General features: G+C 67.9%; 24 protein-coding genes, 1 tRNA gene, 1 other RNA gene and 1 pseudogene. 5 read left to right on the top strand and 22 right to left on the bottom strand.

Translation table 11 applies throughout. The features are described from left to right. Window positions 1–47 precede the first annotated feature (47 nt). The 11 genes from SK803_RS43055 to SK803_RS43005 form a co-directional block, all read right to left on the bottom strand. Entirely contained in the window at window positions 48–809 is a 762-nt protein-coding gene (locus SK803_RS43055; protein ID WP_319972010.1) for a helical backbone metal receptor, read from the bottom strand. Beyond that, entirely contained in the window at window positions 809–1474 is a 666-nt protein-coding gene (npdG, locus tag SK803_RS43050) for an NADPH-dependent F420 reductase (RefSeq protein WP_319972009.1), read from the bottom strand. The genes SK803_RS43055 and npdG overlap by 1 nt, the downstream gene beginning before the upstream one ends. Window positions 1475–1613: 139 nt before the next feature. Continuing rightward, window positions 1614–3020 carry an RNB domain-containing ribonuclease gene (locus SK803_RS43045; protein WP_319972008.1) on the bottom strand — a complete coding sequence of 469 codons (1407 nt, stop codon included), beginning with the start codon at window positions 3018–3020 and terminating at the stop codon, window positions 1614–1616. Between the two features lie 25 nt (window positions 3021–3045). Further along, window positions 3046–3240 (bottom strand): hypothetical protein, encoded by a 195-nt coding sequence (locus SK803_RS43040; RefSeq protein ID WP_319972007.1) that lies wholly within the window; start codon window positions 3238–3240, stop codon window positions 3046–3048. Beyond that, entirely contained in the window at window positions 3237–3620 is a 384-nt protein-coding gene (locus tag SK803_RS43035; RefSeq protein ID WP_319972006.1) for a hypothetical protein, read from the bottom strand. The genes SK803_RS43040 and SK803_RS43035 overlap by 4 nt, the downstream gene beginning before the upstream one ends. 108 nt (window positions 3621–3728) lie before the next feature. Continuing rightward, on the bottom strand, window positions 3729–4730 hold the full coding sequence (locus tag SK803_RS43030) for a C40 family peptidase (RefSeq protein ID WP_319972005.1): 1002 nt from the start codon (window positions 4728–4730) through the stop codon (window positions 3729–3731). Between the two features lie 3 nt (window positions 4731–4733). Continuing rightward, window positions 4734–5333 carry a hypothetical protein gene (locus SK803_RS43025; protein WP_319972004.1) on the bottom strand — a complete coding sequence of 200 codons (600 nt, stop codon included), beginning with the start codon at window positions 5331–5333 and terminating at the stop codon, window positions 4734–4736. Between the two features lie 12 nt (window positions 5334–5345). Further along, window positions 5346–7214 (bottom strand): hypothetical protein, encoded by a 1869-nt coding sequence (locus SK803_RS43020; protein WP_319972003.1) that lies wholly within the window; start codon window positions 7212–7214, stop codon window positions 5346–5348. Next, window positions 7211–10063 (bottom strand): ATP-binding protein, encoded by a 2853-nt coding sequence (locus SK803_RS43015; RefSeq protein WP_406601666.1) that lies wholly within the window; start codon window positions 10061–10063, stop codon window positions 7211–7213. Before SK803_RS43015 ends, SK803_RS43020 begins: the two co-directional genes overlap by 4 nt. Next, window positions 10038–10508, bottom strand: coding sequence for a hypothetical protein (locus SK803_RS43010; protein WP_319972002.1), 471 nt, complete (start codon window positions 10506–10508; stop codon window positions 10038–10040). Before SK803_RS43010 ends, SK803_RS43015 begins: the two co-directional genes overlap by 26 nt. A 4-nt stretch (window positions 10509–10512) precedes the next feature. Next, window positions 10513–10791: a hypothetical protein gene (locus tag SK803_RS43005; protein ID WP_170176263.1), complete on the bottom strand. Its 279-nt coding sequence runs from the start codon at window positions 10789–10791 to the stop codon at window positions 10513–10515. Between the two features lie 425 nt (window positions 10792–11216). On the opposite strand from SK803_RS43005, the gene SK803_RS43000 reads away from it, so the two are divergent. Beyond that, the gene (locus SK803_RS43000) at window positions 11217–11480 is read left to right on the top strand and encodes a hypothetical protein (protein ID WP_319972001.1); all 264 of its coding nucleotides are present in this window, start codon (window positions 11217–11219) and stop codon (window positions 11478–11480) included. A 4-nt stretch (window positions 11481–11484) separates the two neighbouring features. Here the strand turns inward: SK803_RS43000 and SK803_RS42995 are convergent, their stop codons facing one another. From SK803_RS42995 to SK803_RS42985, 3 genes are all read right to left on the bottom strand, one after another. Continuing rightward, window positions 11485–11688 (bottom strand): hypothetical protein, encoded by a 204-nt coding sequence (locus tag SK803_RS42995; protein WP_319972000.1) that lies wholly within the window; start codon window positions 11686–11688, stop codon window positions 11485–11487. A gap of 144 nt (window positions 11689–11832) precedes the next feature. Further along, the gene (locus tag SK803_RS42990) at window positions 11833–13419 is read right to left on the bottom strand and encodes a DUF6345 domain-containing protein (protein ID WP_319971999.1); all 1587 of its coding nucleotides are present in this window, start codon (window positions 13417–13419) and stop codon (window positions 11833–11835) included. Window positions 13420–13574: 155 nt separating this feature from the next. Beyond that, complete coding sequence (locus tag SK803_RS42985; RefSeq protein ID WP_319971998.1) at window positions 13575–14699, bottom strand: threonine synthase; 1125 nt, start codon at window positions 14697–14699, stop codon at window positions 13575–13577. Between the two features lie 112 nt (window positions 14700–14811). Between SK803_RS42985 and SK803_RS42980 the strand changes: the two genes are divergently transcribed. Then, window positions 14812–16008 carry a S8 family peptidase gene (locus SK803_RS42980; RefSeq protein ID WP_319971997.1) on the top strand — a complete coding sequence of 399 codons (1197 nt, stop codon included), beginning with the start codon at window positions 14812–14814 and terminating at the stop codon, window positions 16006–16008. A gap of 63 nt (window positions 16009–16071) precedes the next feature. Here SK803_RS42980 and SK803_RS42975 read toward each other — a convergent pair whose 3' ends face one another. Beyond that, window positions 16072–16500 (bottom strand): hypothetical protein, encoded by a 429-nt coding sequence (locus tag SK803_RS42975; protein WP_319971996.1) that lies wholly within the window; start codon window positions 16498–16500, stop codon window positions 16072–16074. Window positions 16501–16581: 81 nt separating this feature from the next. On the opposite strand from SK803_RS42975, the pseudogene SK803_RS42970 reads away from it, so the two are divergent. Further along, window positions 16582–16653, top strand: a pseudogene (locus SK803_RS42970) (HNH endonuclease); the annotation flags it as partial. A gap of 945 nt (window positions 16654–17598) precedes the next feature. Here the strand turns inward: SK803_RS42970 and rnpB are convergent. Next, an RNA gene (rnpB, locus tag SK803_RS42965) (RNase P RNA component class A) lies at window positions 17599–17987 on the bottom strand. Between the two features lie 104 nt (window positions 17988–18091). On the opposite strand from rnpB, the gene SK803_RS42960 reads away from it, so the two are divergent. Beyond that, the gene (locus SK803_RS42960; protein WP_319971995.1) at window positions 18092–18613 is read left to right on the top strand and encodes an NAD(P)H-dependent oxidoreductase; all 522 of its coding nucleotides are present in this window, start codon (window positions 18092–18094) and stop codon (window positions 18611–18613) included. 6 nt (window positions 18614–18619) lie between these two features. Here SK803_RS42960 and SK803_RS42955 read toward each other — a convergent pair whose 3' ends face one another. Further along, window positions 18620–19702, bottom strand: a complete 1083-nt coding sequence (locus SK803_RS42955; RefSeq protein ID WP_319971994.1) for a bifunctional RNase H/acid phosphatase — start codon at window positions 19700–19702, stop codon at window positions 18620–18622. 59 nt (window positions 19703–19761) lie between these two features. Here SK803_RS42955 and SK803_RS42950 point away from each other — a divergent pair. Further along, a tRNA-Leu gene (locus tag SK803_RS42950) sits at window positions 19762–19844 on the top strand. Here the strand turns inward: SK803_RS42950 and SK803_RS42945 are convergent. The 5 genes from SK803_RS42945 to SK803_RS42925 all read right to left on the bottom strand — a co-directional run bounded on the left by SK803_RS42945 (window position 19826) and on the right by SK803_RS42925 (window position 25045). Beyond that, complete coding sequence (locus SK803_RS42945; protein ID WP_319971993.1) at window positions 19826–21574, bottom strand: recombinase family protein; 1749 nt, start codon at window positions 21572–21574, stop codon at window positions 19826–19828. The two genes, SK803_RS42950 and SK803_RS42945, sit on opposite strands and share 19 nt — an antisense overlap. A gap of 150 nt (window positions 21575–21724) precedes the next feature. Next, complete coding sequence (locus tag SK803_RS42940) at window positions 21725–23803, bottom strand: cell division protein FtsK (protein ID WP_319971992.1); 2079 nt, start codon at window positions 23801–23803, stop codon at window positions 21725–21727. Then, complete coding sequence (locus SK803_RS42935; RefSeq protein WP_319971991.1) at window positions 23800–24381, bottom strand: hypothetical protein; 582 nt, start codon at window positions 24379–24381, stop codon at window positions 23800–23802. The genes SK803_RS42940 and SK803_RS42935 overlap by 4 nt, the downstream gene beginning before the upstream one ends. Continuing rightward, window positions 24378–24710: a hypothetical protein gene (locus tag SK803_RS42930; protein WP_319971990.1), complete on the bottom strand. Its 333-nt coding sequence runs from the start codon at window positions 24708–24710 to the stop codon at window positions 24378–24380. Before SK803_RS42930 ends, SK803_RS42935 begins: the two co-directional genes overlap by 4 nt. Continuing rightward, the gene (locus SK803_RS42925; protein ID WP_319971989.1) at window positions 24707–25045 is read right to left on the bottom strand and encodes a WhiB family transcriptional regulator; all 339 of its coding nucleotides are present in this window, start codon (window positions 25043–25045) and stop codon (window positions 24707–24709) included. Before SK803_RS42925 ends, SK803_RS42930 begins: the two co-directional genes overlap by 4 nt. Window positions 25046–25345 lie beyond the last annotated feature (300 nt).

The following is a 25345-nucleotide window of genomic DNA, read 5'->3' as shown; positions in this document are numbered from 1 at the left end:
CGGGGATCTTGGCAGCGCGCCCGGTTTCGCGAATCCACCTGTGGTTGTCAACCCTGGCCGTAGTCGAGGGCTCGTTCGAGGCTTGCCCTCGCCTCCACCAGGGACGGGCCGTACCAGGTCAGGTGGCGGCCGTTGACCAGCGCGTACGGCAGTCCCGGGAAGCTTTCCGGGCCGTCGTCGTGGGTGAACACGTACGGCTCGTCGGGCAGGATCACCAGGTCAGGGCGCTTGTCGTTCAGCTCCTGCAGGGTGGGGCGCGGGTAGCGTTCGGCGTCCTCGGCGTAGACGTTCTCGATTCCCAGGCGCCGCAACACATCGGTGGCGAAAGTAGCACGGCCTACGACGACCCACGGGCGGCGCCAGACCGGGATCAGCGCGGTGAGCTTCCGCGGTTTCGTCTCGCGCCACAGGTCCTCGGCTTGGGTGAGCCAGTCGGGTTCGAGGTCCCAGGCCATGGCGAAGAACCTGCGGAGCGACTTGAGCGCCATCGGCACCGTGGCGGGCGCCTCGGTCACCCAGACCTGGATGCCGTTGGCGCGCAACCTGTCCACGTCCTCGGCGCGGTTCTCCTCGGAGTTCGCGATGACGAGGTCGGGGTGGAGGCTCATGACCTTGTCGACGTCCGGGTACTTCGAGCCGCCGACGCGCTGAACGTCCAAATCGGACGGATGCGTGCAGTAGTCCGTGGCGCCCACCAGCGATGCGGGGACGCTGACCACGACGGCCTCGGTGATCGACGGCACCAGGCTGACCACGCGCTGGGGCTGGTCGACCGCCACCGGTTCACCGAGGTCGTCGACGGGAAGCATCAGACTCCCGTGATCTTCAGGCCGGCGTGGGTCTTGTAGCGGCGGTTGATCGCGATGAGGTTCGCGGTGAACGCCTCGACCTGGTGGGCGTTGCGCAGCCGTCCGCCGTAGACGCCGCGGAAGCCCGGCACCAGTTCGGCCAGCTCGCGCACGGTGTCGGTGGCCTCGCGGTCGTCGCCCAGCACCAGCACGTCCATGTCCACTTCGGACACGGCGAGGTCGGCGAGCAGCACCGCGGACACGTGGTGGAACGCGGCCGTGACCCTGGACTCCGGCAACAGGACCTCGGCCTGCTGAGCCGCACTGCCCTCGGTGACCGGTAGCGCGAACGGCCCCTGCTTGTCGAAGCCGAGCGGGTTGACGCAGTCGATGACGATCTTCCCGGCCAACTGGTCCCGCAGGCTCTGCAGCAGATCCCCGTGCCCGTCCCACGGCACCGCGACGAGCACGATGTCCGAGTCGGCCGCGCAGTCGGAGTTGTCCGCACCCCGCACGTCGCCGCCGGCGACATCGACGATCTCCTTGGCCGCCAGCTCGGCCCGCTCGGCGCTGCGGGAGCCGATGATCACCTTGAGGCCCGCCTTGGCCCAGCGGATCGCGAGGCCCTTGCCCTGGGCTCCGGTGCCGCCCAGGACGCCGACGGTGAGGTCACGAATGTCTGTCACCCGTGCATCTTCACACGGACGCCTGGGAGTGGGCTGTGCAACGTGACCTTGCGCTCGGACGGCGTTGGCTGAGGGCGTCTGCAAGTACCACCAACTTGCAGTTGGCGGTACTTGCAGACGCCATCACAGCCAGGGCGGGTCAGGCTTGCTCGAAGCGGACGCGGCGTTCGGCTGGGTCTGCCTCGGCGAGGCGGACGCGGATTCGCTCGCCTTCTGGCAAACGTTTGCCAGCGCACTTGGCCAGCACCGGCGGGTCGGACACGAAGATCTCGGCCTCGTGCTCGCTCGCCCGCAGCACGACGGCCTCGAACTCCTGCCCGACTCGTCCGGCCAGCACCCAGGCCTCGACCTGGTCCAGCGCCGCGCGGTCGACCTTGGAGGCCACCGAGTCCGAGGCGCCCATCAGCGACGGCAGCTGCGGCAGCGCCTCAGCCAGCCACCCAGGCAGCTCCTCGCCCGCAGTGACGGCCAGGCAGACCTCGGTGGCGAACCGGTCCACCAGGCGACGGAGCGGTGCGGTCACGTGTGTGTAGGGCGCGGCAACGCCTGCGTGGGTGGTCACCTCGGGCACGGTGCCGTTGAAGGCCGAGTAACCCGCGCCACGCAACAGCCGCGTGGCGTCGGTGAACAGCGCCAACGCCTCAGGCGTGGAAGCGTCCAGCCCGGACAGGAAGGCACCCGGCGACACGTCCGCGGGCCACGGCACCCTCAGGGCCGCTGCGGACTTGCGCAGAGAGGTGACCGCGTCGGCGTCCGGGTTCGGCAGCGTGCGGAGGATGCCGCAGCGGGCCTCCAGCATGATCGACGCGGCCGCCATGCCGGTCATCAGCGAGATCTCGGCGTTCCACGCGTCGACCTCGGCGCGGGGACGGGTGACGAGCTTCCAGCCGGAGCCGTTGGACTCGATCTCCTGCTCGGGCAGCTGGAGTTCGATCGCGCCGCGCTCGCGGGCCAGGGCGCGGCGCAACGGGCCGAACTCGGCCAGGGCGGCGACGGACGGGTGCGGGTTGCCGGCGTCGAAGGTCGCCTGCACCGAGGCGTAGTCGAACTGGGCCTGGGAGCGGACCAGGGCGCGGCGCACCTCCACGGAGGTGGGCACGCCGTCAGCCGAGCAGGTGAACGTCCACAGCACGGAGGGCCGCACGACGCCCGGCAGGAGTGAGGCGGCGCCCTCGGACAGCGCGGTCGGGTGCAGCGGCACGTTGCCGTCGGGCAGGTAGATGGTCTGGCCGCGCTGCCGGACCTCGGCGTCCAGGGCTCCGCCCGGCGTCACGAACGCACCGAGGTCGGCGATCGCGTAGTGCACCACGAAGCCATCGCCCGAACGAAGGACGCACAGCGCCTGGTCCAGGTCCTTCGCACCGGGCGGGTCGATCGTCACGAACGGGATGGAGGTGAGGTCGGGGCGGTCTCCGAACGAACGGGAGACCGCCGCCTCAGCCTCGGCCAGCACGGCGGCGGGGAACGCGGACCGCAGTCCGAACTCGGCACGCACGCCGTCGAAAGCCAGGTCGGCACGGCCCGTGCGGATCACCAGGGAAGACACCCGCACAGACTAAGGACTCAAGTGCTCAGTCCTCGTCGTCGCCGCGCCACTTCTTGTCCGACTCGTCGGCCGCGCGGGTTCGTTCGCGGGCGATCTCCAGTGCGTTGGCCGCGGTGGCCTCGTCCGGGTAGGGGCCCATGCGGTCGGGGCCCTTGCAGCCCTTGCCCTGTTCCACCGTCTGGTGAGTCAGGCAGTAGTACCAACCACTGCTGTCGCTCATACTCGTTCGCCTCCCAAAGGCGCCGGGAATCCCCGCGGCGGCGTCGACTGGTTGGCGTTGGCGTACTCCGAGGGGATCGGATCCAAACACGAGACCAGAACTGTGCGGTCCTCGGCGTTCTCGATCTTCCGGCCGGAACGGTCGCGGTAGACCAGCGAGCCGTCGCTGTCGATCTCCATGATGGCGCCGACCTCGGCCAGTTGTTCCTCGTCGAGGTCGGCGAGTTTCTCGTAGCGCGACGGCACCACGCGGTAGACCGGCCACTTGAGGTGGCCGTAGGTGCGGTGGAACTCGGCCATCAGGTGCGTCAGGTGCTGCTGCCACGGCAACGGCATGGCTTCTGCCAACGCGCGTGGGATGACCACGTAGTCAGCGGACACACCCGGAGCTCCAGCCGCCATGTAGTCACGCACTGGTGTGCTCGACGCGGGCGGTCCTGAAGGCCTCGGGATGGGGTCGTGGTTGAACATGCAGCGCCTCCCCGCGATCTACACGCCCGGCCGGACGGCCAGCGGCATCAACTCTTGATAATTCCAGTTGATCTTGCTGATCTTCACGACGTCACCCGTCTGGGGGGCATGGATGTACTCGTCGTTGCCGAGGTACATGCCGACGTGGTGGACCGAGCGTGGATCAGCCGTGTTGTAGGCCCAGAAGAGCAGGTCTCCGGCCTGGGCCTCGCGCACCGGCAGGTGGGCGCCGCCCTTTTCGTACTGGTCGTTCGCCACGCGCGGGATCTTCACGCCGGCCGCCCCGAACGCCTTCACGAGGATGCCCGAGCAGTCCCACGCGTCCGGGCCGTTGCCGCCCCACAGGTACGGCTCGCCCAGCTGTTCCCTGGTGAACTGGATCGCGACGCCCGCCGCGTTCGACGCCAGCAGGAACTCGCCCGCGCCCGAGCCGCAGCCGGCCGGGTCGGTGATCTGGCCCAGCTCGCCCAGCAGGAACGCCGCCATGGACTCCCAGTTGTGGTAGCGGTCCGGGAAGGCCGACCGTTCCACCGCCTGCGCGGAGTCGCCGGGCCGCTTGTTCTCCCAGTCCGGCACCTTCAGCAGCACGTCGTAGAACTTGTTGATCGCGTACGTCGGGTCGGTGACCTGGGCGGGTGTTCCCCAGCCCATCGACGGACGCATCTGGAAGATCCCGAGCGAGTCGCGGTCGCCGTAGTTCAGCGGACGCAGGCCCGACTCGGTCATGCCGGCCTGGATCGCGATCTGCCACGCGAGCGGCGGCAGCTTGCGCTCCTGGCCGATGGAGATGATGCGGGCCACGATGTTGCGCTGCTCGTCGTTGAGGCGCGACGCGTCGTGCCGGCCCTTGTCGCCGCCGCCCGCGTCCCACGGCCCGATGGACGCGTTGCAGCCCATCCGCAGGTAGTTCGCCCCGGCAGCGGGGTTCGTGGAGTTGCTGACGACCTGGGTCACGCCCGAGGTCGCCACGGCGATCACGACCACCATGCCGATCGCACCGACCAGCAGCATCCATCGCATGGGTCAGTCCGCCTTCGTGTAGCCGTTGACCCGCCACTCGTTGCTGGGCGAGAGCTTGATCAACGTGATGACGACCTTGCCGACATCAGTTCCCACCTGGAAGTCCGCCGACGACACGGTCGACCGCTTCGGCGCCACCTTCTCGGTGATCTTGTCCGGCACGTTCTTGGGGTCGATCGTCGCCATCTGCGCGAGGAACTCCTCCGTCGTGTAAGGACGGAGTTGCGCGAGCCACTTGGTGACGTCGTTGTCGGGCGGCGGCTTGATCCAGTTCTCGGCCCACAGCTCCGCGACGAGCTGCGCGTCGGCCGCGGGAGGGGCGGCCGAGGCGGCGTTCGTGGGCGGCGGCTGCTTGGTCGGCAGCGAGACGCCGCTGGACGGCAGCTGCCCCACCTGGGTGCCTCCCGCCGACGTCGAGGGCTGACCGGCGGCCGTCGGATCGGAGGGCTTGCGGTCGAGCACCTTCGGGATGATCACGCCGAGCGCGACGACCAGCACCACGAAGATGATGATCGACGCGGCCAGGTGCCGCGGGGAGCGCAGCGGCCATCCCCACAGCCTGCGGTAGACCGCGGCACGGCCGCGGTTGGTCCGGATCGGCACCTACGCCTCCCTTCAGTTGTCCCTGACTTCGAAACCGCGTGACGGTCGGTAGATCACGTGCACCGGGCGCCCTGCCACCACTTCTGTCTCAGCCCTGCGCGGTTCCTGCACCGGGCCCTGATAACCGTTGGAGCTGGTCCGCGACGGCACGAGCACCGAGTCGTCGACCCGGTCCCACTGCCGGTCCGTGACGGGCGGGCTGTCCACCACACGCGACCGGGCGACCGGCAACGCCGCCGGGCCCGATCCCGAAGGCAGCGCACCCGCGCGCACGCCGTAGCCGTCGCCACCGCTGACGATCTGACCGGGCTGGGAGTCGCGGTCGAGGCGCTGAGCCGTCGCCATGACCGGGCTGGAGGCCTCCGGGCGCACCCGGCCGCGGCCGCGCTGCGGCACCTGTTCGCCGTCGATGTCGTTCTCCCGCACCGAATCCCAGAACTCGTCCTGCGGGGTGGGGCCGGTCTGCTTCTTCCTGCCCATCATCTTCGACAGGACGCCGCCGCTCATCGGCAGGACGTTGCCCGCCGAGCCGACCGACATCTCGACCATCTGCCACATGCGGCGCAACGGTTTGCCGATGACGAAGCACACGAGTGTCAGCATCAGGCCGAGCAACGTCCTGGTGAGCAACGAAAGCCCGGTCGCGTTGAAGATCGCCTGCAGCAGCAACGCGTGGACACCCGCGAGGACCGCGAGCACCAGCACGTTGAACACCGTCACGGCGGCCGCCCGCGCGACCTTGCGCAGCAGGTCGTGGTGGATCAGCGCGACCAGGCCGATGAGCGGTCCGGCCAGCGTGAGGATGCGCAGCAGCAGCTGAGCCAGCAGCACCGCGGCCTTGGCGAACAACTGGAACAGCGAGAACGCGATGGACTGCAGCAGCGCCAGGAAACCCGCGCCGGTGCGGCTGCCGTCGGTGCCGTCGAAGTAGCCCTTCGACGTGCCGAGCTGGCCTTCCAGCGCCTTCCACTCGGCCTTCTTCGCCGTCAGCGCCGCCTGGTCCGCGTCCTTGTGCTCCGCGATCTCCGCCGTCGTCCACGCCTGGGCCTTGAGGATGCGCGGGCCGAACTCGGCTGCCTGCGGTGCTTCCGGTGTGCCGAACGCACCGCGCAGCCAGCTCTGGTAGACGACCGCGTCGTGCAGTTTCGTTGGTAGTACGTGAAGTGTGCCTTGTTCTTCAGGGGCCTCGATGAACCCCGCCTGTATCTCCGACGTCTTGGAGACCAGCGTGTTGTCGAGGAGGTTGTAGAACTGCGGCAAGGCCAATGTGGACGTTGCCAGCCACATCGCCGCCAACGCCCAGAGCCCGCGTCTGGAGATCGTGGCGAAGTCGCCCGTCCAGATCTGCCGGAACATCAGGATCGCGAGTATCAGCGCGACCAGTCCGAACCAGCGCAGGTAGACGTTGTCGTAGACCTTCTGCACGCCGTTCTTCACGGCGTCGTCCAGCGGGACGAGCAGACCGCGGCCCATCACCGTGTAGTGCAACGCGTTCGTGGCACCGACGATGTTCTTGCCGATGCTGAAGAGCTCGTTGCCCGCCCACGTGTCGAGCGTGGCGCTGGCGTTCGGGATGGTGCAGCTGGCCTGGTAGTAGTGCCAGACCATGCCCGCGTAGCCGTATTCGAGGTACGGCGAGCCCGGCAGGCCGTTGCCGACGGGCGGGTCGAGCGCGCCGACCATGCCCGCGCCGGGACGTTCGGGGTTCGGCGGGTCGCCACACGCCTGGGCGTTCGCCGCCGGAGCGCCGATCACCACCTGCAGCGCGAGGATGACCGAGACCGCGAGAACGGATCGCGATCGGGCTGACGTGCGCAGCGCGAACCGCCGCCTCGCCCAGAGCAAGGCGGCGATCGCGAGCACGATCGTCAGCGCCGTCATGCGGCGCCGTCCCGGTGGCGGTTGGGGCCGTCACCGTGGCCCACCAAGTGGGCCTCTTCCTCCGTCAGTCCTAGTTCCATGTCCGCCGCCAGTTCGTCGTCGATCTCGTCGGGCACGTAGGCGGGCGGCTGGGCGGCCGCGTTCTCGTCCGTCGGCACGAGGTCGGTGCGGTCGCGTTTCGCGTCCGGCGTCGTGTCGAGGGCGTTGCGCAGGTGTTCGAGGTGCGGGCCGCTGAAGTCGATGCGGATCCGCTCCACGCCACCGGCGCCGTCGCCGAAGATGAACTGCCGCGGCGCGCGGTCGCGTTCGGTCGCGTTGCGGTCGCCACCGGGGCGGCGGCCGAGCGACGCGATGACCTGCTCGTAGCCGGCCCCGATCGGAACCTTGAGCAGCCGCAACGCATCCGCCTGCGCGGAGTCGTCGTCGAGCCGGCCGACGAAGACCGAGTCGAGCAGCGTCACGAAGCCCTGGATCTTCAGGAAGTCGGCGGGGATCTGCGACGAGAGCAGCACGCGGACGTTCCACTTTCGCGAGTCACGCGCGAAGCGGTTCATCAGCACGCGACCGGTCGGGACCTCCGAGAGGAAGAACGCCTCGTCGATCCAGACGCCCTTGCGCTGGTCCTTCGGCTTCTCGTAGATCGAGCGCTGGGTGAGCCACGCGGCGAGGTTCAGCATCTCGACGCCGAGCGACTCGGCGTCCGTCCAGTGCTCGCGGCCGACGCCGTCCTTCGGCAGGTTCAGGCCCGCCATCGTCAGGACGGTGAGGCGGTCGTCGCGCACCTCGTTGTACGGGTCGTCGTTCTCCTCGGGGATCAGCAACGACATGCGCTCGCGCATCTCGTCGAGGAAGTCCGCGACGACGACGGCGTGCTCGTGGTGCTCGGACGCGTCCCGGCGCAGCGCCTCGAAGACGAGACCGGGGTGGGCGTCGAAGCGGCCACCGACCGTGCGGACCGCGCGCAGCAACACGATGCGCGTCTGGGGCAGGCGTGCGACCTCGTACGGCAGCAGACCCGTGAGCACGTCCAGCACCAGACGACGGCGGGTCGCCGCGGCCAGTGCCTTCTCCCGGCGCCAGGCGCGTTCCGGGTCGTCCTCGTCGAGGAAGTGCTCGATCATCGGCTCGGCGACCACCCGGTACGGGTTGAGGATGCCGGGCTGGGCGTTGAGCAGGTTGATCGGCCGCGCGTACGGCCGCAGCTCCGGCAGGTCGCACAGGGCGGAGAGCGGTCCGGACGGGTCGAGCAACGTCCAGTGCGCGCCGGCCCGCAGCGTCTTGTAGACCATGCCGCCGCCGAGGAACGACTTGCCGGCACCCAGACCCGCGACCATCGCCGTCAGACCGGAGGCGTCCCGGAGTTCCTGCGCCATCCACGGATCCCACGCGACCGGGCGGCGGGTGGCCGTGACGGTCTCGCCGAGCAGGATCCCGCGGCGGTCACCGACCTCGGCCGTCGCGGTCGGGACAGCGGACGCGGCCCACAACACGCTGCCGCGACGCAGGTACGCGCCGTTCGACAGCGGCTCGCCGGGGATGAACTCGCGGGCGATCGCGTACTGGGCCTCGGGATGGTCGATCGAGACCTTCGGCTTGTACAGCTCCAGCAGCGACTGGGCGAGCCGCAGCGCCTCGCGCTCGGTCGGGCCGCTGACCGCCAACCGCCACCAGCTGCGCACCCGGGTGCCCAGCGCGGTGAAGCCCGACGTCATCTCGTCGTCGATCTCCAGCACGCGACCGGCCTGGCGGGCCAGCGACTGCGGCGGTTCGAGCTCGTGTTCGTCGGTGTAGTGGCGGACCTGCGAGCGCACCTTGCTCATCTGCCGCGACAGCTCACCCGAGACTTCCTCGGGCTTGCGCACGTAGATGCGGGCGGACCACTCCACCGAGGCCGGCAGCCGGTCGGCGCGTTGCACCCACGGGTCGTCGACCTCGGGGATCTGCAGGCCGTGCATCAGCCCGACGGTGAGCACCGCGACGTGCCGTTTGATGCCCGCGTTCGAGCCGGTGCGGCCGCGCACGGTCACCGTCGGCGAGTAGGGCTCCTGGTGGAAGTCCGCGGCGTCGGTGAAGGACGCCAGGTCCTCCGGTTCCCACGCGGCACCGGGTACGGCGGGCAGGTTGCGCGGCGCGGGCAGGCCCAGCGAGCACGACCTGTGCATCAGCCAGGACATCTCCTCGGCCGTCGCGGGACGGCCTTCGAGCCCCGCGGAGCCGATGACCTGGTCGAGGTGCTCGACCTCGGAGTCCAGCGCCACCAGTTCGGCGTCGACGGCGTCCGGGAAGACCTTGCGCAGCACGGGAGCGGCGCGTTCGACGGCGCGGTCCATCATGTTGCGGGTCTGCACCTGGACGCCCAGGTAGACCTCTTTCTCCGCCATCGAGCGGCCCATCAGCTGCTGCTGCTCGCCGATCATGTAGTCGTCGAACGACAGCGTGCCGGGGGTGTCCGGCAGGCGCTTGACGGCGTTGTGCACGTGCGCCTCGGCCCACATGCGGATCGGGTACGGCCGCGTGGTGACCCGCAGGTGCATCCAGCGGCCCTGCAGCTCGGCGTACTGGCCCGCGATCGCGGCGATCAGGTCCTGGCGCTGCGAGTCGCTGCGGAACGACCAGCGCTGCGGCGCGAGCCGGTACCAGGCGTAGACCTCCTGGCCGGTGCGCAGCAGGTGGCCGTCGATGCTGCGCGCGGCGATCGACGGGGTGTAGCTGGGCACGGCCTGCTCGCCGGGCAGGCGACGGCCGCGCTGGGAGTATGCCGCCCTCTCGCGCTCGCGCGGGTCCGCTGCGGCGTGCTGGGCGATGTGCTGGGCGGAGCGACGGTCACGGTCTCGCCGGCGTCCGAACACCGCGAACCTCCTTCTTACGGCTGGCTGACGTCCGGCGGTGCTGGGCCTGCTGTCTCGCCCGTTGTTTCTTGCTCAACTTGGGACGAGGCCGCTGCGGACTGACCCGGATCCGGGCGGCACTGGCCGCTCCGCCGGTACTCGCCGTGCGCTCTCGAGGTGCGGTGAGCTCGCGGACCCACATCGACATGACAGCCGTGAGGGGCCGTTCATGGCTGATCCGCTGGGTGATGAAGCGAGTGAGGATGATCGTCGCGACGAGGGCCCACGCGGTCGAGAAGAACCCGAACCCGATGCCCATCTGCCGCTCGATCGTGAGTACGACGAGGAAAACGACGATCCCGACGCCCCACGCGACGTATCGCGCGCGCCAGGGGAAGGTCGCTTTGGGCGGGCCGAGCCAGACGGCGTCGACCCGGTAGACCTCGTCGTCAGTGCGGACCCGCAACGTGTCAGCCTCCGACGAACAGGCCGGCGAGCCACTTGCCGATGTTCGCCCCCGCGTCGGTCGTGACCGCGAGGCCGATGATGGCCAGGGCGACGATCACACCACCGAGGCGGCGCATGACACCCGCGTTGTCACCTTTGCCACCTCCCAGCCAGAGAAGGAGGAGCGCGACGGTGAGCAGGAGCAGCGGAACGATGTTGTTCAGGATCCAGTCACGGACGTTGCTTGTGCCCGGCACCGTCGGTTGCTGCTGAGCAAGTGTCACCAGGTCCATGGCGGTCATTTGGTACTCCAGAGTGCGCTCGGGCTTGCGCTACGAGTAGAACACGAGTTCGTCACGACGTGTGAAGCTGTTGGAGCGGGCGGTAGATCATCTGGCCGTTCCCCCTGGGAGGAATTACGTCTAATCTGGCCGACACATCATCACTGAGGAGACGTCAGTGGGGAACACCAGGACCAAGATTCTCTCCGTCGCTGGCAAGGTTCACCCGACTGCGAACGCCCTGGTCACACACAGTGCGTGCGCTCTAAACACGCGCACGTGTCCACTCATGTGAACGCCCTGATCGGCCGGTTCGCGACCCCTTTGACTGGCACTGCGGGTGCGCTCCGAAGCGACGACTCCGAGGAGATTCGCCCATGCTCGAACCTGACCTCGTGCCGGACGGAAGTGTGGACGGAATCACAGCCTCCCCTAGTGCTCCAGGCGTGATCGAGCCTACCGGGGAGCCTCCACAATCCACGCGCCGGGTCCAGCGGACGATCAACTTCGACAGGTCCGTGCTCGAGCGCGCGCGTGCGGCGGCCACGTACCTGGCGTCCTACGAGCCTCAGGCCGGGGTGCGGTCGCTGGCCGACATCGTGAATCCGGCGGTGCTGGCTTATGTGACGGAGTTGGAGGAGCTCTACAACGGGGGGCAGCCGTTCCGGCCCGTGTTGCGGATGCCTTCGGGGCGCCCTGCCAACCGCTGAGTCTTCACGCCGACGGCCGCGCGAGCGATCGGTACCTCACGAACTGGGTGACGTAGACCGCCAACAGGCCCAGGTCCACGGTGAGGACCACCTCGCGCTTGAAGACGTGCCACCCCACGTACCCGTCGAACCTTTCGGCCTTCGAGTCACCCAGGACCGAGTCCAGATCAGCTTTGCGTTCGGCCGTGCGGCCGCCCTCAGACTCCATGCCCCCAGCTTGGCGACCGGCCTGCCCTCGTCACCAGGCAGTTTTGGGGCAACAGCTCACCGCCGCGCCCCTGATCGGGGTCGCGGCGGTGGCTGTCCTGCTCGCTTCACTCGGGATGGTGCGGTTGAGGGTGCGCGACCTGGGTCAGCTGGCGCCGGAGATCCGCCAGAAGTAGCCGGTCGAGGCGAGGTCGGCGCCGACCGCGCCCTTGCCCCAGAAGTAGTCGTTGAAGTTGCCCAGGCCACCGGTGGCGGGCTGGTAGACGCCCATGGTCGCCCAGCGGACCGAGGCGGGCTGGGTGTCGATGCTGGCCTGCGCCCACGCGTCGCGGACCTTCATCGGGTTGTTCCACCACAGGAACGGCGAGCGCCACATGTAGTGACCGAACTTGCCCCCGTGGTTGGCGGAGTTGTAGCTGACGGTCGTGAAGCTGTTGATCTGGTGCAGGCCGCGGAAGGCCTGGCCCCAGCGCTGCGCCCAGCTCTGGCCGCCGGTGCTGTCCTCGAGGATCAGGCAGGTGAACAGGCTCATCCACTCGACGTCGTTCTGGCCCCAGCGCGCCTCGGTGTTGGCGAGCTTGGTGTCGTTGTGGCTGGAGCAGCCGGTGAAGTAGAAGCCGGTGCCGGAGCCGTGGCCCTGCCAGTAGGTGAGGTCGACGTCGTCGGCCCAGTTGGTGTCGTCACCACCGGCGAACATCGGGTCCTTGAAGTCGCTCTCCCACGCGTTGCCGTCGAGCCAGCTGAAGTCGCGGGTGATGCCGTGGTTGCTCGCCTCGGTGTTGAAGGTGCCGATGTTGGCGGCGGTGTTGGGCAGGCCGGAGCAGACTCCGGTGCCCTCGCTGCCGACCTGGGTGCCGGCGGCCTGCATCTTGAACTGGAAGTCCGGGCGGGGCTCCTGGCCCGGCCCCGGCAGCGGCATCTCGGCGCCGACGACCGCGGGCAGGGTGATGGCCTGCGGGGCGCCACCGTCGGCGGTGCGGCCGGAGCAGCGGAACGACGGCTCGATCCTGTCGGCCTTGGCCTCCAGCGGCGGGGCGACGTAGACGTAGCCGACCTCCGGCTTCACCTCGGCGCCCAGGTACTTCTGGCACAGCTTGGCGCCGTACGCGAGGTCGTTCACCTTGGCGGTGCCGGCCTTTTCGTAGGTGCTGGCCGCGTGGCTGACGGCCGTGACACCTTGCGCGTCGAACGAGACGCGCACGTTCGCGCCCTCACCCTCCAGCGGGATGCCGCCGAGCTGGAACGTGTAGGACACCGACGTGTCGAGGTTCGCCGTGAGTGCGTTGCGGCCGTTGGGGTCGGACAGCTCGAACGTCGTGTACTGCGCGGAAGGCGTTGCGTTCTCGGGCAGCACACCCGCGGCCCTCAGGCCTTCCTGGGCGCGCTTGGCCGCTTCCTCGACCGGGATGGTCTTGATGCGCTTGATCGCCTCGGTGTCGAGCGCGGTCTGCGCGGTCGCGTTGCCGTCCTCGTCCGGCCTGCCCTGTCCTTTGTCGACGGTCGGCAGGTACTGGTAGCGCTGCTCGTCCGCGAAGGACACGGCGCCGTACTCGGATCTTTGGACGTCTTTGAGGCCGAACGCCCGTTGCAGCTGCTGCGCCTGTTCCTGATCGAGACCGGAGCTCGTCACCCCGTAGACGGGGAGCTCCGTGGCGTCGGCGGTCGCGACTCCGACCGCTCCGGCGGTGACCAGGCTGGACAGGGCCAGCACCACGGTCAGCTTGCGTTGCATGTCTCTTCCCTCCCTTGGGGACGACCGGCTGCAGGGGCCGGCCGTCTGACAGGAGGATTTGGCGTTTCGGGTCGTGATACCGAGAGTGGCCCGAAGCGAGGGCCGCACCACTCGAACGGCCGAAATTCTGTAACGCTCCTAGGGCTTGGGGGTACCTAGAGGCGGACACCTGGGTACTTGATGCCTGCTCCGGTGTTCAGCACGACGACCTCGTCATCCGCTTGGAGCCAACCGTTTTCCCTCAGCTTCCGGACGGCGCTGATCGTGGCGGCGCCTTCCGGGCAGAGGAACACGCCTTCGAGCCGGGCGCACTCCGCACGGTCCGCGGCGATCTGCCCATCGTCCACAGCTGTTGCGATGCCATTGGTTTCACTGATGGCCTTCAGGATGATGAAGTCCCCCAACGGCTTCGGCACGTTGATGCCGAACGCGCTCGTGAAGGCGTTGTCCCAGAACGTCGATTCGGCGGCACCCGCCTCGTGGGCGCGCACGATCGGGGCACACCCGGTGGACTGCACCGCGACGAGACGCGGCAGAGGTCCTTCTATCCAGCCGAGTTCGCGCATCTCGTGGAGCGCCTTGTGAATCCCGATCAGGCCGACCCCGCCACCGGTCGGGTAGACGATCACGTCGGGAACGCGCCAGCCGAGCTGTTCGACGATCTCGTAGCCCATCGTCTTCTTGCCCTCGATGCGATAGGGCTCTTTGAGCGTTGAAGCGTCGAAGAGATCGACGTCCTTGATGGCTCGGGCCGCGTCAGCGATCGTGCCCGGCACGATCCGCAGTTCGGCGCCGCTCGCCTCGACCTCCTCACGGGTGATCAGCGGGGCGTCCTCCGGCATCGCGATGACGCTGCGCATTCCGGCGCGCGCCGCGTACAGGGCCCAAGCGGCGCCCGCGTTGCCGTTGGTCGGCATCTTGATGCCCTCGATGCCCAGCTCCTTCGCCCGCGCCACCCCGACGGCGGCGCCGCGCGCCTTGAACGAGCCGGTCGGGATGAGCGACTCGTCCTTCATGAGGATGGTCGCGTCCAGTGCCCGGCTCAGCGCGGGCAACGGCACGAGCGGGGTCATGCCCTCGCCGAGGCTGAACGCGGGATCGGGATCGCGGACCGGCAGGACGTCCCGGTAGCGCCACAGCGAGTTCTCGCTGGTGGGCTTGCGGACGTGGGTGAGGTCGTAGCGGGCGAGCAGCGGCGACGCGCACTCGATGCAGAGGTTCTGCGGCTGGTCGGCGTCGTGGCGCAGACCGCAGCGAGCACATTCCAGATGGGAGAGCACGCGTCCATCAATACATGAACCACTCGTTCTGATTACACCCGAACGGGCTAGCGCATTTGGCCATTCGGATGCGAGCATCGTGGTCCCTGCTCAAGCCCCTTTGAGGAGAGACATGCGACGACTCACCGTCAAAGCCCTGTTCGCAGCTGTCCTGATCGCCGCCGCACTCCCTGCTCCTGCCATCGCCGACACCCAGACCAGTAGCTACATCGTGCTGCTGAAAGACGGCGTTGGTGTGCAGAGCGTGACCAATCTGGCGGGCGTCACCGTCGAGAACCTGTACGAGTCGGCCGTGCGTGGTTACTCAGCGCGCATGACCCCTGCCACCGCCGCGCGTCTGGCCCGCGACTCGCGGATCGCGCTGGTGCAACCAGACGGCGTGGCCTCGATCGCCGCGCAGACCCTGCCTACCGGTGTCGACCGCGTCGATGCCGAGAAGAGCCCGACCGCCAAGATCAACGGCACCGACGAGCGGGTGAACGTGGACGTCGCCGTGATCGACACCGGCGTCGACCTCGACCACCCGGACCTCAACGTCAACACGGCGGGAGCGAAGAACTGCTCCACCGGCCGCAGCGCTGACGACGGCAACGGCCACGGCACCCACGTCGCCGGCACCATCGGCGCGCTCGACAACGGGAACGGGGTCGTCGGCGTCGCCCCCGGCGCCCGCATCTGGCCGGTCCGCGTGCTGAACAACCAGGGCAGCGGCTCGTTCTCGGCCATCATCTGCGGCATCGACTACGTCACCGCGCACGCGAACGAGATCGAGGTCGCGAACATGAGCCTCGGCGGTTCCGGCAGCGACAGCGCCTGCGGATCCAACAAGGACGCGATGCACGAGGCGATCTGCCGTTCGGTGTCCGCCGGCGTGACCTACGTCGTGGCCGCGGGCAACAGCGCGGCGAACTCGTCGACCTTCGTGCCGGCCACCTACGAGGAGGTCATCACGGTCAGCGCACTGGCCGACTTCAACGGCCGGCCGGGCGGCGGCGCCGCGTCGACGTGCCGCGCGGACGTCGACGACACCTTCGCCGACTTCTCCAACTACGGCGCGGACGTGGACGTCATCGCGCCCGGCGTGTGCATCCTGTCGACCTGGAAGGGCGGCGGCTACAACACGATCTCGGGCACGTCCATGGCCAGCCCGCACGTCGCGGGTGCGGCGGCGCTGTACAAGTCGACCCACCCGAGCGCGTCTCCGTCGGCCGTGAAGTCCGCACTGCAGTCGGCGGGAACCACCGACTGGACCTCCTCGACCGACCCCGACGGCACGCACGAGCGGCTGCTGAACGTCGCGACGTTCTGATCGTCCTGACCACACAACGGTGCCCTGGGCGGATCTCCGCCCGGGGCACCGTCCTTTACGGAGCTACGAACCGATCTCTTTCCTGATCGCGGCGTACAGCGCGGGATCAAGCCGTTCGACGATCGGCAGGTAGTCCGGCACGTCGAGGTTCTCCAGCACGTACACGCGCAAGCCGTACCTGGTGTCCTCCCACGGAAGTGGCTCCAGCTCCCACGCCTCGCGAACGACCCGCAGCAGCCGGGACACCCACTCCTCGTCCATCGGGTCGGCGTCGAGCGCCGGCTGGATCAGCGGGTACCACAACACGTCGCGAGCGGTGTCCATCGGCTGGACGGGCTGCAGCTCCCGGTCGAGCTCGATCGCCTCCTCGACCTCGGCCGCGATCCGTTCCGCGAAGAACGGACGGGACTCCGGCAGGTTCATCCAGAGGAAGTCGCCGAGGAGCCCGATGCTCCACTGCATCTTCCACGGTGGTGACGGTTGCTCTGGCACGAACCTCCCCCTCACGCCGTTCCGCAGTTCGGATCGGCCATGCACTGCTGCATGCGCATGTAGTCGCCCACGAACCCCGGTGAGTGCAACCACCGCAAGGCGGACAAGCTGCTGTCCGAACTGGGCTGGCGGCTGCGCGTGATTCCCGCCGCGCTGTCGAACATGAACGGCTTCGGCATCACGAACACCGGCGGCGCATCCGGGTTGTCGAAGAACCCGATCACCCCGTCCGGCAGCGCCCGCGCCGTCACACCCGCCAGATCCAGCGTGAACCGGTACGTCGCGTCCTTCGGCGCCTTCGCGAGAACGATGTTCTCCTTCAACGCCTCGCCCGTGACCTGGTAGACCAGATCCGCGCCGTCGAACGCGCCGGGGTAGGTGACGGTGCTCTTCTCGACCTTCGGCTTCGCGGTCCTGGCCGCGCCGTCGATGCCGAGCCCGATCCGCCTGCCGGCCGCCTCGAAGCGCGCCAGCTTGTCCGTCGACTCACCGAACAGGCTCGTGAAACCGTTGGTGTCGTTGAGGAATCGGTAGCCGTCACGCGGTGTCTCGCGGACCGTGGCGTCGATGTCCTTCCAGCGGCCCTGCGCGTCCTTGAAGACCGTCGGACGCGGCGAGACCTCGGCCTCGACCTGACCGTCCGACATCTGGAACAACCGCACCGACGGCGTGCGCCGCTCGGTCAGCTCCCGCACTCGCTTCGGCGGCTCCTGCCGAGGCCTCGGCGCCGCCTCCGCTCTACCGCCGAACCACCCGGCGATCGACTGCCACCAACCCGAAACGCCCAGGTCAGGAAGCTTGCCGGGGCCGTTGATCCCCGGTCCGGCCGGAACGCCGACCAGAGCGAGAACGGTCAGCGAAAAGAGCACCAGAAGTTTTTTGGGCAGGCTGAATCCACGCGACGGCACGAGAACCCCAGTCCTCGGACGCCGGCGGCCGTCACCCCGCAGTGATCGACAATCCGCACAGCGTCACGCGGAGAGGGACGCTAATTGACGAACAATTCGCCGCACAGGGCTGAACGGAGCAATCGCAGCCGCCAACTCTCCCACCGCACACGTGCGATCAGGGTGGGCCGAACGAGGCAACGGGTGAAGGCGGATGAGCCGGCATGTAAGCCGGATCCTGTTCATGGGACTAGGTCCCACTTGGCGGCCATCCATCTGGGCCTGCCGTTGCCGACAGGCTCTAGCGGCCTACCCGTGAGCATCGGGCGGGCAGCCCTCGAACGCTCACGCAGGCACCTTCCCTCGCGGTCCGGTGCCCTCTTGGCCTTGCTCCGGGTGGGGTTTACCTAGCCGCCCCAGTCACCTGGGGCGCTGGTGGTCTCTTACACCACCGTTTCACCCTTACCTCGACAAGCGAGGCGGTCTGCTTTCTGTGGCACTGTCCCGAGGGTCACCCCTGGTTGCCGTTAACAACCACCCTGCCCTGTGGAGTCCGGACTTTCCTCGACAGTCTCCTGCCGCGGCCGCCCTGCCGACTCATCCGCACTCGTCAGGATATCCCAGCGGCTGGGACTGGTTGTTCACCGGCCTGGACGTTGGTTCACTCGGTGCCATCACAAGCCGTCGCTACGGAGTGGCCTGCCATGTCCGATCTGATGATCATCTCCGGTGCGCCGTCCCACTCCGCGCCGACCGGTGTCGTGGTTTCCCACGTGTCCGAGGCCTTGCGGGCTGCGGGACACCACGTGTCGTTGCTCGACGTGCGCGCGTTGCCGACGTTGTCGCTGCTGACCGAAGACCTGCGTGACCCGGAGATCGCCGCCGCGGTGAGCAGTGTGCTCTCGGCCGACGGCATCGTGATCGCCTCGCCCGTGTACCGCGCCGCGTACAGCGGTCTCGTGAAGGCGTTGCTCGACCTGTTGCCGAAGAAGGCGTTGCGCGGACGTGCGGTGCTGCCGCTCGCGACGGGCGGCAGCCAGGGCTTCCTGGTGGCGATGGACTACGCGCTGCACCCGTTGCTCGCCGCCAAGGGCGCGGACCAGGTGGTGCGCGGGGAGTTCGTGCTGGACCAGAACGTGGGCTCACCCGCCGCTGCCGCCGCCCTGGAAGCAGCGGCCGACCGGTTCACGAGTGCTTTGACGCCGCGACTGCGGAAGGTCAGCTGATCGCGGTCACCCGAGGTGCGAGGTGTCGTTGACCAGCTTCACCGACGCGTGCCCGTCCGGGTAGAACTCGGCGATCGACACACCGGTCAGATCGAGGTGCATCCGGAACAGGAACTGCGGCCCGACGTCCAGCGCCTGGCGGAGCAGCGTCTTGATCGGCGTGACGTGACTCACCAGCACGAGCGTCTTGCCGCCGTACCGGGCGATGATCTCCGCCCGCGCCTTCCGCACCCTGGCGTTGACCTCGTCGAAGCTCTCACCACCAGGCGGTTTGACGGACGTGTCGCCCAGCCACCGCCGGTGGATCTCCGGGTCCTGCCGCGCAGCCTCCGCGAACGTCAGCCCTTCCCACGAGCCGAAGTCGGTCTCGATGAGCCCCTGGTGCGTGACGACCTCGAGCCCGATCCTGTCGGCGAGCTTCTGCGCGGTCTGCGCCGCCCGCTGCAACGGCGAGGAGATGATCCCGTCGACACCGCCCACTTTGGACAGACGCTGGGCGGCCTTCTCGGCCTGCTCCAACCCGAGCTCCGTGAGCGCGTGGTCACCCCGCCCCGAGTAACGACGGTCGACCGACAACCTGGTCTGCCCGTGCCTCAGCAGGATCAACCGCGTGGGCTCGCCCGCGGCGCCACTCCAGTGCGGCTGCTTGGCGCCTTCCTGGGTCGGCTCGGCTTTCTCCTCGGGCTTCTCCTCGGCGTCCATCGCCTCGTTGGCGAGCCGGTCGGCCTGCCGGTTGCGCTCCCGCGGAATCCACTCGTACGTGACCTTCTGGAAGTCCCGCGCCAGGGCCTGCGCCTCTTTGGCGAGCGGCTGCATCGACGGATGCTTGATCTTCCAGCGCCCGGACATCTGCTCGACGACGAGCTTCGAGTCCATCCGCACGTCCACGGTCTCGGCCCCGAGCTCCCGAGCAGCCAGGAGCCCCGCGATCAGGCCCTGGTACTCGGCGACGTTGTTGGTCGCCACCCCCAGGAAACCCTTGCGTTCGGCCACCGTCTCGCCGCTGAGCTTGTCCCGGACTACCGCGCCGTACGCAGCCGGTCCCGGGTTGCCCCGCGACCCGCCGTCGGCCTCGACGATGACCTTCACGGCCCGATCGTAGCCCCGCGCTCAGGGCCCTCGAACCGTCCTGTATTCTTCTCCCATCAGTCTGGGTGGCGGAATGGCAGACGCGCTAGCTTGAGGTGCTAGTGCCCGTAAGGGCGTGGGGGTTCAAGTCCCCCCTCGGACACGAGCGTTATTCACCCCCACGGGGTTGATGGAGACATCAGCTACGTGGGGGTTTTGCTTGTACCGAACTTGCAGGTCTATCGCCTCGTACAGCTCTTCCAGTCTCGTCGGCGCGCTGCCTCTCAGTGCCGCGCTGACGTCTCCTATCAAGTCGATCGCCGCGTAGATCTCGGCAACGTCCACCTCCACCGGTGCTGGGACGTTGTCCAGGGCCGCTCGTGACACGAGCCGTTCCGCTTGTGCCTCGTTGATCGCCTCGACCAGCGCCGCAGGGTCCACGCCAGCGATGATGGCGTTCTGAAATCTGGTCAGCTTGGCTTCTGCCTCAGCGAGCCGCTTCTTCGCAGCGTCACGACCGATCTGTATGACCGGCTCTTGCGAGTCCATCAACGCGGCAACGGTCCGGTCGCGGTTCTTCCGATCGAAGACATGTCCCAACCAGCCATTCACCGCGTCCTGAAGAGCGTCCTCTCTCAAATAGACCGCGCCAGGATGCGACGTGAGCACTGGCGATCCCGGAGCCAACGTGCGCGCAGGACACCGGTAATACATCGCCTTCTTACGCGGGCTGCCCTCCATCTTCCGACCGCAGATGTCGCACCGGATACGACCGCGGAACAGGTAGCGGTGTTTCAGCGCACGCCCAGACCGTTCCGTCTTCCGCGCGCTCCGCAAGCTGCCCTTCGACTTCCGCAGAAGCTGCGCAGCCGTGAAGTCCTCAATCTCCACGATCTTCGGGTGCGCAGGATTACGCGACCGGACCACTCGATCCGGGCTGGCCTTCCGGAACCGCACCACGTGACCAGCCGACACGTCGTCAGGGTCGAGCAGCGTCTCGAACTTCGTAGAGCGACCGAAGAACGCATAGCCGGTGTAACGAGGGTTCTCCACGATCGCCCGCACAGTGCCGCCCTGCCAACCATCGCCGGGCCGATGCTTGTTCTGATCCGGCCGGCGCGCGGACGGGCACAGAATCCGGTCACGGTTGAGCCCGTTGGCAATGGCCCGATCACCCATGCCGCTCAAGTACTCGGCAAAGATGCGCTGGACGACCCATGCGGACTCGTCATCGATCGCGAGCACCCGCAACCGGTAACCCTCCGCTGACTTGCGCGGATTCGGATGCGGACCGCCGTCTACCGTCACGTACCCGTACGGCGCTCGGCCGCCCTGGTGACGTCCCTCGTTGAGCACCTGCGTATCCATCGCGGCCCGAACACGCGCCTGCACGTGCTGACGCTCGGACTCGCTCATGCCACCGAGCACGCTCATCAGCATCTTGTGCGACGGATTCCGCGGGTTGTACTTCCCACCCAACTCCGGCACCCACAGGTCAACGCCGTACGCCTCGAACCGAGGAGCGATCAACGAGAACTGGTTGCCGAACCAGCACCTCGTCCCCTCCCCCACCACAACGGCGTTCCAACCACGGTGCGGGTTCTTCAGGGCCGCCAGCAGCCGCGAAGCCTCGTCCCGCCGCTCCCACGGCACGGATCGCGACTTGCCGATGTCGAAGAACTCCTCAACGATCCGTCCGCCCAACGGCCCGACGAACTTGTCCGCGTTGCCGAACTGCCAGCCGCGCGACGTCTCAGGGTCCTGATTGTCCTCAGTTGAGCATCGGCCGTAGCCCGCTACCGGACCGATGCCGTCTTCCACTACTTCGCTGACCTCGATGCCCCACAGGTCATCAAGCGTCGCCCACGGGTCCCGGCTGATTTCAACAGTCATCGCACCTCCCTCCCGAAGACCCGTTCAGGGCCTCCGCCTCGCTCAGCTCGAACAGGATGTCTAGCAGTATGCGGCTTACTCGCCTGGTGAGAACAGGTAGCTCCACCGGAAGGTTGACCTTCAGCTCTCCTCGTTCCGGATCGTCACCGGTCATAGCTGGTCCACGCCCGGCAGGCCAGACGAGCCGATTTCAACAATCGCAGCTCGGATGTCCGCCGTCAGGTAGCCCCGGACACGGCGCGTGCCCTCGTCCTCTTGGACGTACTGCCTCGTAGGCCGACAACCAAGGTCGCCCATGTCCTTCCCGAACGTCGTCGGCTCGACGTCCAGCGCCTCCACCAGCTCGGCCGTAGGCACGAACTCCCGCTCGTCCAGTCCGTCGCCGAGGTAGTCCACGACCGCCGACAACGGCTCTGGCAGCTCGATGTCGTCGCGACTCGGACCACCGATCGCCTGTATAAGGTCCGCGCGATGGAGCAACGGCACGTCACATCCGGCAGCCTGACCGGTCAACGTGCCTTCGACCTCGCGGAGCGCACGGCCTCGTTCGCAGATCGCCCGCCAGTCCTCGTTGGGCATGTAGAACGTCCGCACGGTCAGCGCGAGCACATCGGCGCCAGCCTGCGTCTCTCCGTCCGGCCGCAGGATGCCGACGCCCTTGTGCGACGGAAGCAATCGGCTGCTGTCGTACCCGCGGGTGTTCATCTGCTCTCCGAGCACGATGTTGCTGTCCCGCCAGTCCATGACCCGCAACGCGAACCGCGACCCGAGTACCGCCCGCAACTTCGACGGAATCGTGTTGCTGTCCGGCCGCTGCGTAGCGAGCACCAAGACCAGGCCAGCTGCCGGTGCCTTCTTCGCGAGCCACGTCAGCAGCTCGCCAATCTGCTCCCCTGCCGTGAGCTTCTTCCCTTGCACCACAACAGGAGTGCGATCCTCCAGTGCAATGTGGACCTCGTCGACGATCAACGCTGTGATCGGCATGTCCAGCGACGGATCACGCGACATCGCCGGAGTCACCTTCGACTCGGGACATGTGACATCGTCAAGGTCCTGCATCCGCCGATAGCGCCGCTGAACGTCCGCAACCAACTCAACGAGCCAGTCCAGAAACTCCAACACGTGCTCGCTGTCGTCACCAGCCATGAACCGGTGCGCAACCTGCTCCGACGCCTGCCAGTCCTTCCCGTTCTTGAAGTCGGCGACGTACAGCCGCGCGTACGGATCGAGAATCAGCCCTGCCGCAGCCAGCCGCTCGGCCATTGTCTTGCCCTGCCGAGGAATCGCACCGATGAGGACCGACGTCCACACCAACGGCAGGTCGATCCGCCGTCCACGCGCATCGGTACCGAAGGGCACCGGCCGCCACGCGTCCCAACGCTCGACCGCGAGCAACGGCGTTCCGATCGGCGGTGAGGCGTACGGATCCTCATCGGCAACCCACATCGCCACGCGTCCGGCATGACCGCCATTGCCGCGCACGCGCTCAACACTCAGCTGGATCTCGTCCACCGCCAGCGCCGACGCCAGGTCCTCCCGGTGCTTCACGACGTCGGCCGCCTTGCGCGTGGCAGGCAGATCCACCGTGATCGCCCAGCCGGCACCTTGCCGAGACGCGCGCTCGACCAACCGCAGCGACTCGTCCTTCCCGATCAGCTTGGCGTCCCGGAACGCGTCGACCAGCACCTGAGAGTCCATCGTCCACGTCAGCGTGCGCGGTCCGGCGAGCACTGACTTCCGACCTGGTGAGCCGTCCTTCGCTCGTCCAACGATCGCCAGCACAGCCGCACCGACGCCTCCAACGCTCCACAACACCAAGTCGCCGTAGAGCACCCAAGCCACGGTGATCACCGCACCACTAGCGAGCAGCACAGTCCCGGTGACCTTCCACCGGAACAAGGTCAACGCGCGGATCTCAACGAACTTGTCGGCCAGCTTCTCCGACTGCTCGGCAGCGTCGCGGTAGTCCCGCACTCGAACCCAGTTCCGCCAGCCACGCGCCGCAACCACCAGACCGCGACCGACAGCACTCGCACACCGGAGTGGAGCCCGAAGCATCCAAGCGAGCGCATCCTTCGCCGCGAGCTTCAACGCCTCCCGAGACTTCAGCGCCGGAGGCACCACCCGCGAGTAGCGCCAAGTGGTCTCGACCCGCCGCACGAGCGCCGCACGCTCGTCGACCAGCTCACCTTCCAAGACCTGCTCGGCAGGCACCAGTTCGCCGTTCACGGCTGGTTCCCGTTCAACGCCGCAGCGAGCTTCGAGGACAACCCGCGCGAGCACCCCGTGACCTCACGGACCCAAGCCGGCGAGACCTTGGCGCTCGACTTCCGAGCCTTGCGAGCCACCGCCAGGTACTCCGCGAACGACGTCCGCGGAGCGGGTGCCACGGCCTCCGCAGCAGTCCCAAGCTTGTCCCGCAACTCCGTCACGGCCTCAGCAGCGACGAACACGACGAGCGGCGGCACCGAGTGCAACACCACGAGCGCCGCGGACCCGGCCACGAACGCACTCCAGGTGTTCATGACGTACGTGGCCCCGAGCGTGAACCACTTGGCGGCTCGCACCCATCCACCGAGCCGTACTCCGCGCCGAGCTGTCACCTGCTCGGCACGGAGGATCGCCAGCAGCACCAGCGACACCATCGGGTCCAACAGCCACGCCGCAAACCAGGCGAGCGACCACACGGCCGCACCGGCCGCCGCGAACTGCTGAACGTTGGTCATCGTGAACGCGAGCCCGAGCAGAATCCCGGTCCAGCACAACCGGTCCACCTGCACAGCAACTCGCTCGATCGGCTCACTCACTTCCGATCACCACCACGGCCACGAGGCTCGTACGTGGTTACTGTGAGCGCCTTCGTCAGCGTGTACGAGGCGAGCAACGCCGGCACCCCAAGCACCGCGAACAACAGCCAGCCGTTCCCGCCGTGCGTCACGACCACCCACTGAACGATCACGATCAACACGGCGTTCACGACCACGCGCCCACCGAGCGACATCAGCCGAACGCTTGTCCGCGCCGCGTTCGCCGCGGCCTTCGCCCGACGAGAGCCAGCCCGCCAGACCAACACCAGAACCAAGAGCACACCGACCGCAGCCAGCACCTGCGTAGGCGTGATGCTGATGGCGTTCATGAACGCGGCCCCCTCTCGGCCCGTTCACCGCGCTGAAGCCAGTGCCCATGCACCTCGCGCCGCTCGTCCTCCGGCAGCGCACCCCACACCCCGACCGTCTCAGCGCCGGCCGTGCGCAACTCCAGCTCCAAGCACTCGTCCCGCACGGGACACCCGGAACACTGCCGCTCGGCCAACTCCCGATCGGTCAGTTCCTCGTCCGCCCACGGCGGTTCGTCCGTGAACGCCCACATGCACAGCCCGTCGCTCTGAACGACGTCGGTCAACTCATCGGTCGGCACCCATCGCAAGTGGTCCAGCGACCAGGCGATCCCGACCAGCCGCAGATCAGTCATGAAGCACCCCCGGCTCCGAAAGCACTCGCCGAAGCGAGCTACCGAGGACGACGAGACGGCCGTACTGGCGCTCAGCCGTCAGCACGCCGAGCCGGATAGCCCGGAACACGGCGGACTGGCTGACACCGAGCACCCAAGCGGTCTCGCGGATGGAGTGAACAGAAGACACAGAAGTACGCATAGGAATAGGCCCTTCAAAGAGCGAGCTGATGATTTCAGCTCTAATTGATTGATTTCAGCGCATACGAAGGTGCGCTTGATCGCGCACAGCGCCGAATGCGCCGTGTCACGTCACCAATG

Origin of the sequence: Lentzea miocenica (assembly GCF_033949945.1) — a bacterium.
In the GTDB taxonomy this organism is placed as follows: domain Bacteria; phylum Actinomycetota; class Actinomycetes; order Mycobacteriales; family Pseudonocardiaceae; genus Lentzea; species Lentzea miocenica.
Note: the sequence above shows the minus strand (reverse complement) of the source record. Positions and strands in the feature narration are given on the sequence as shown.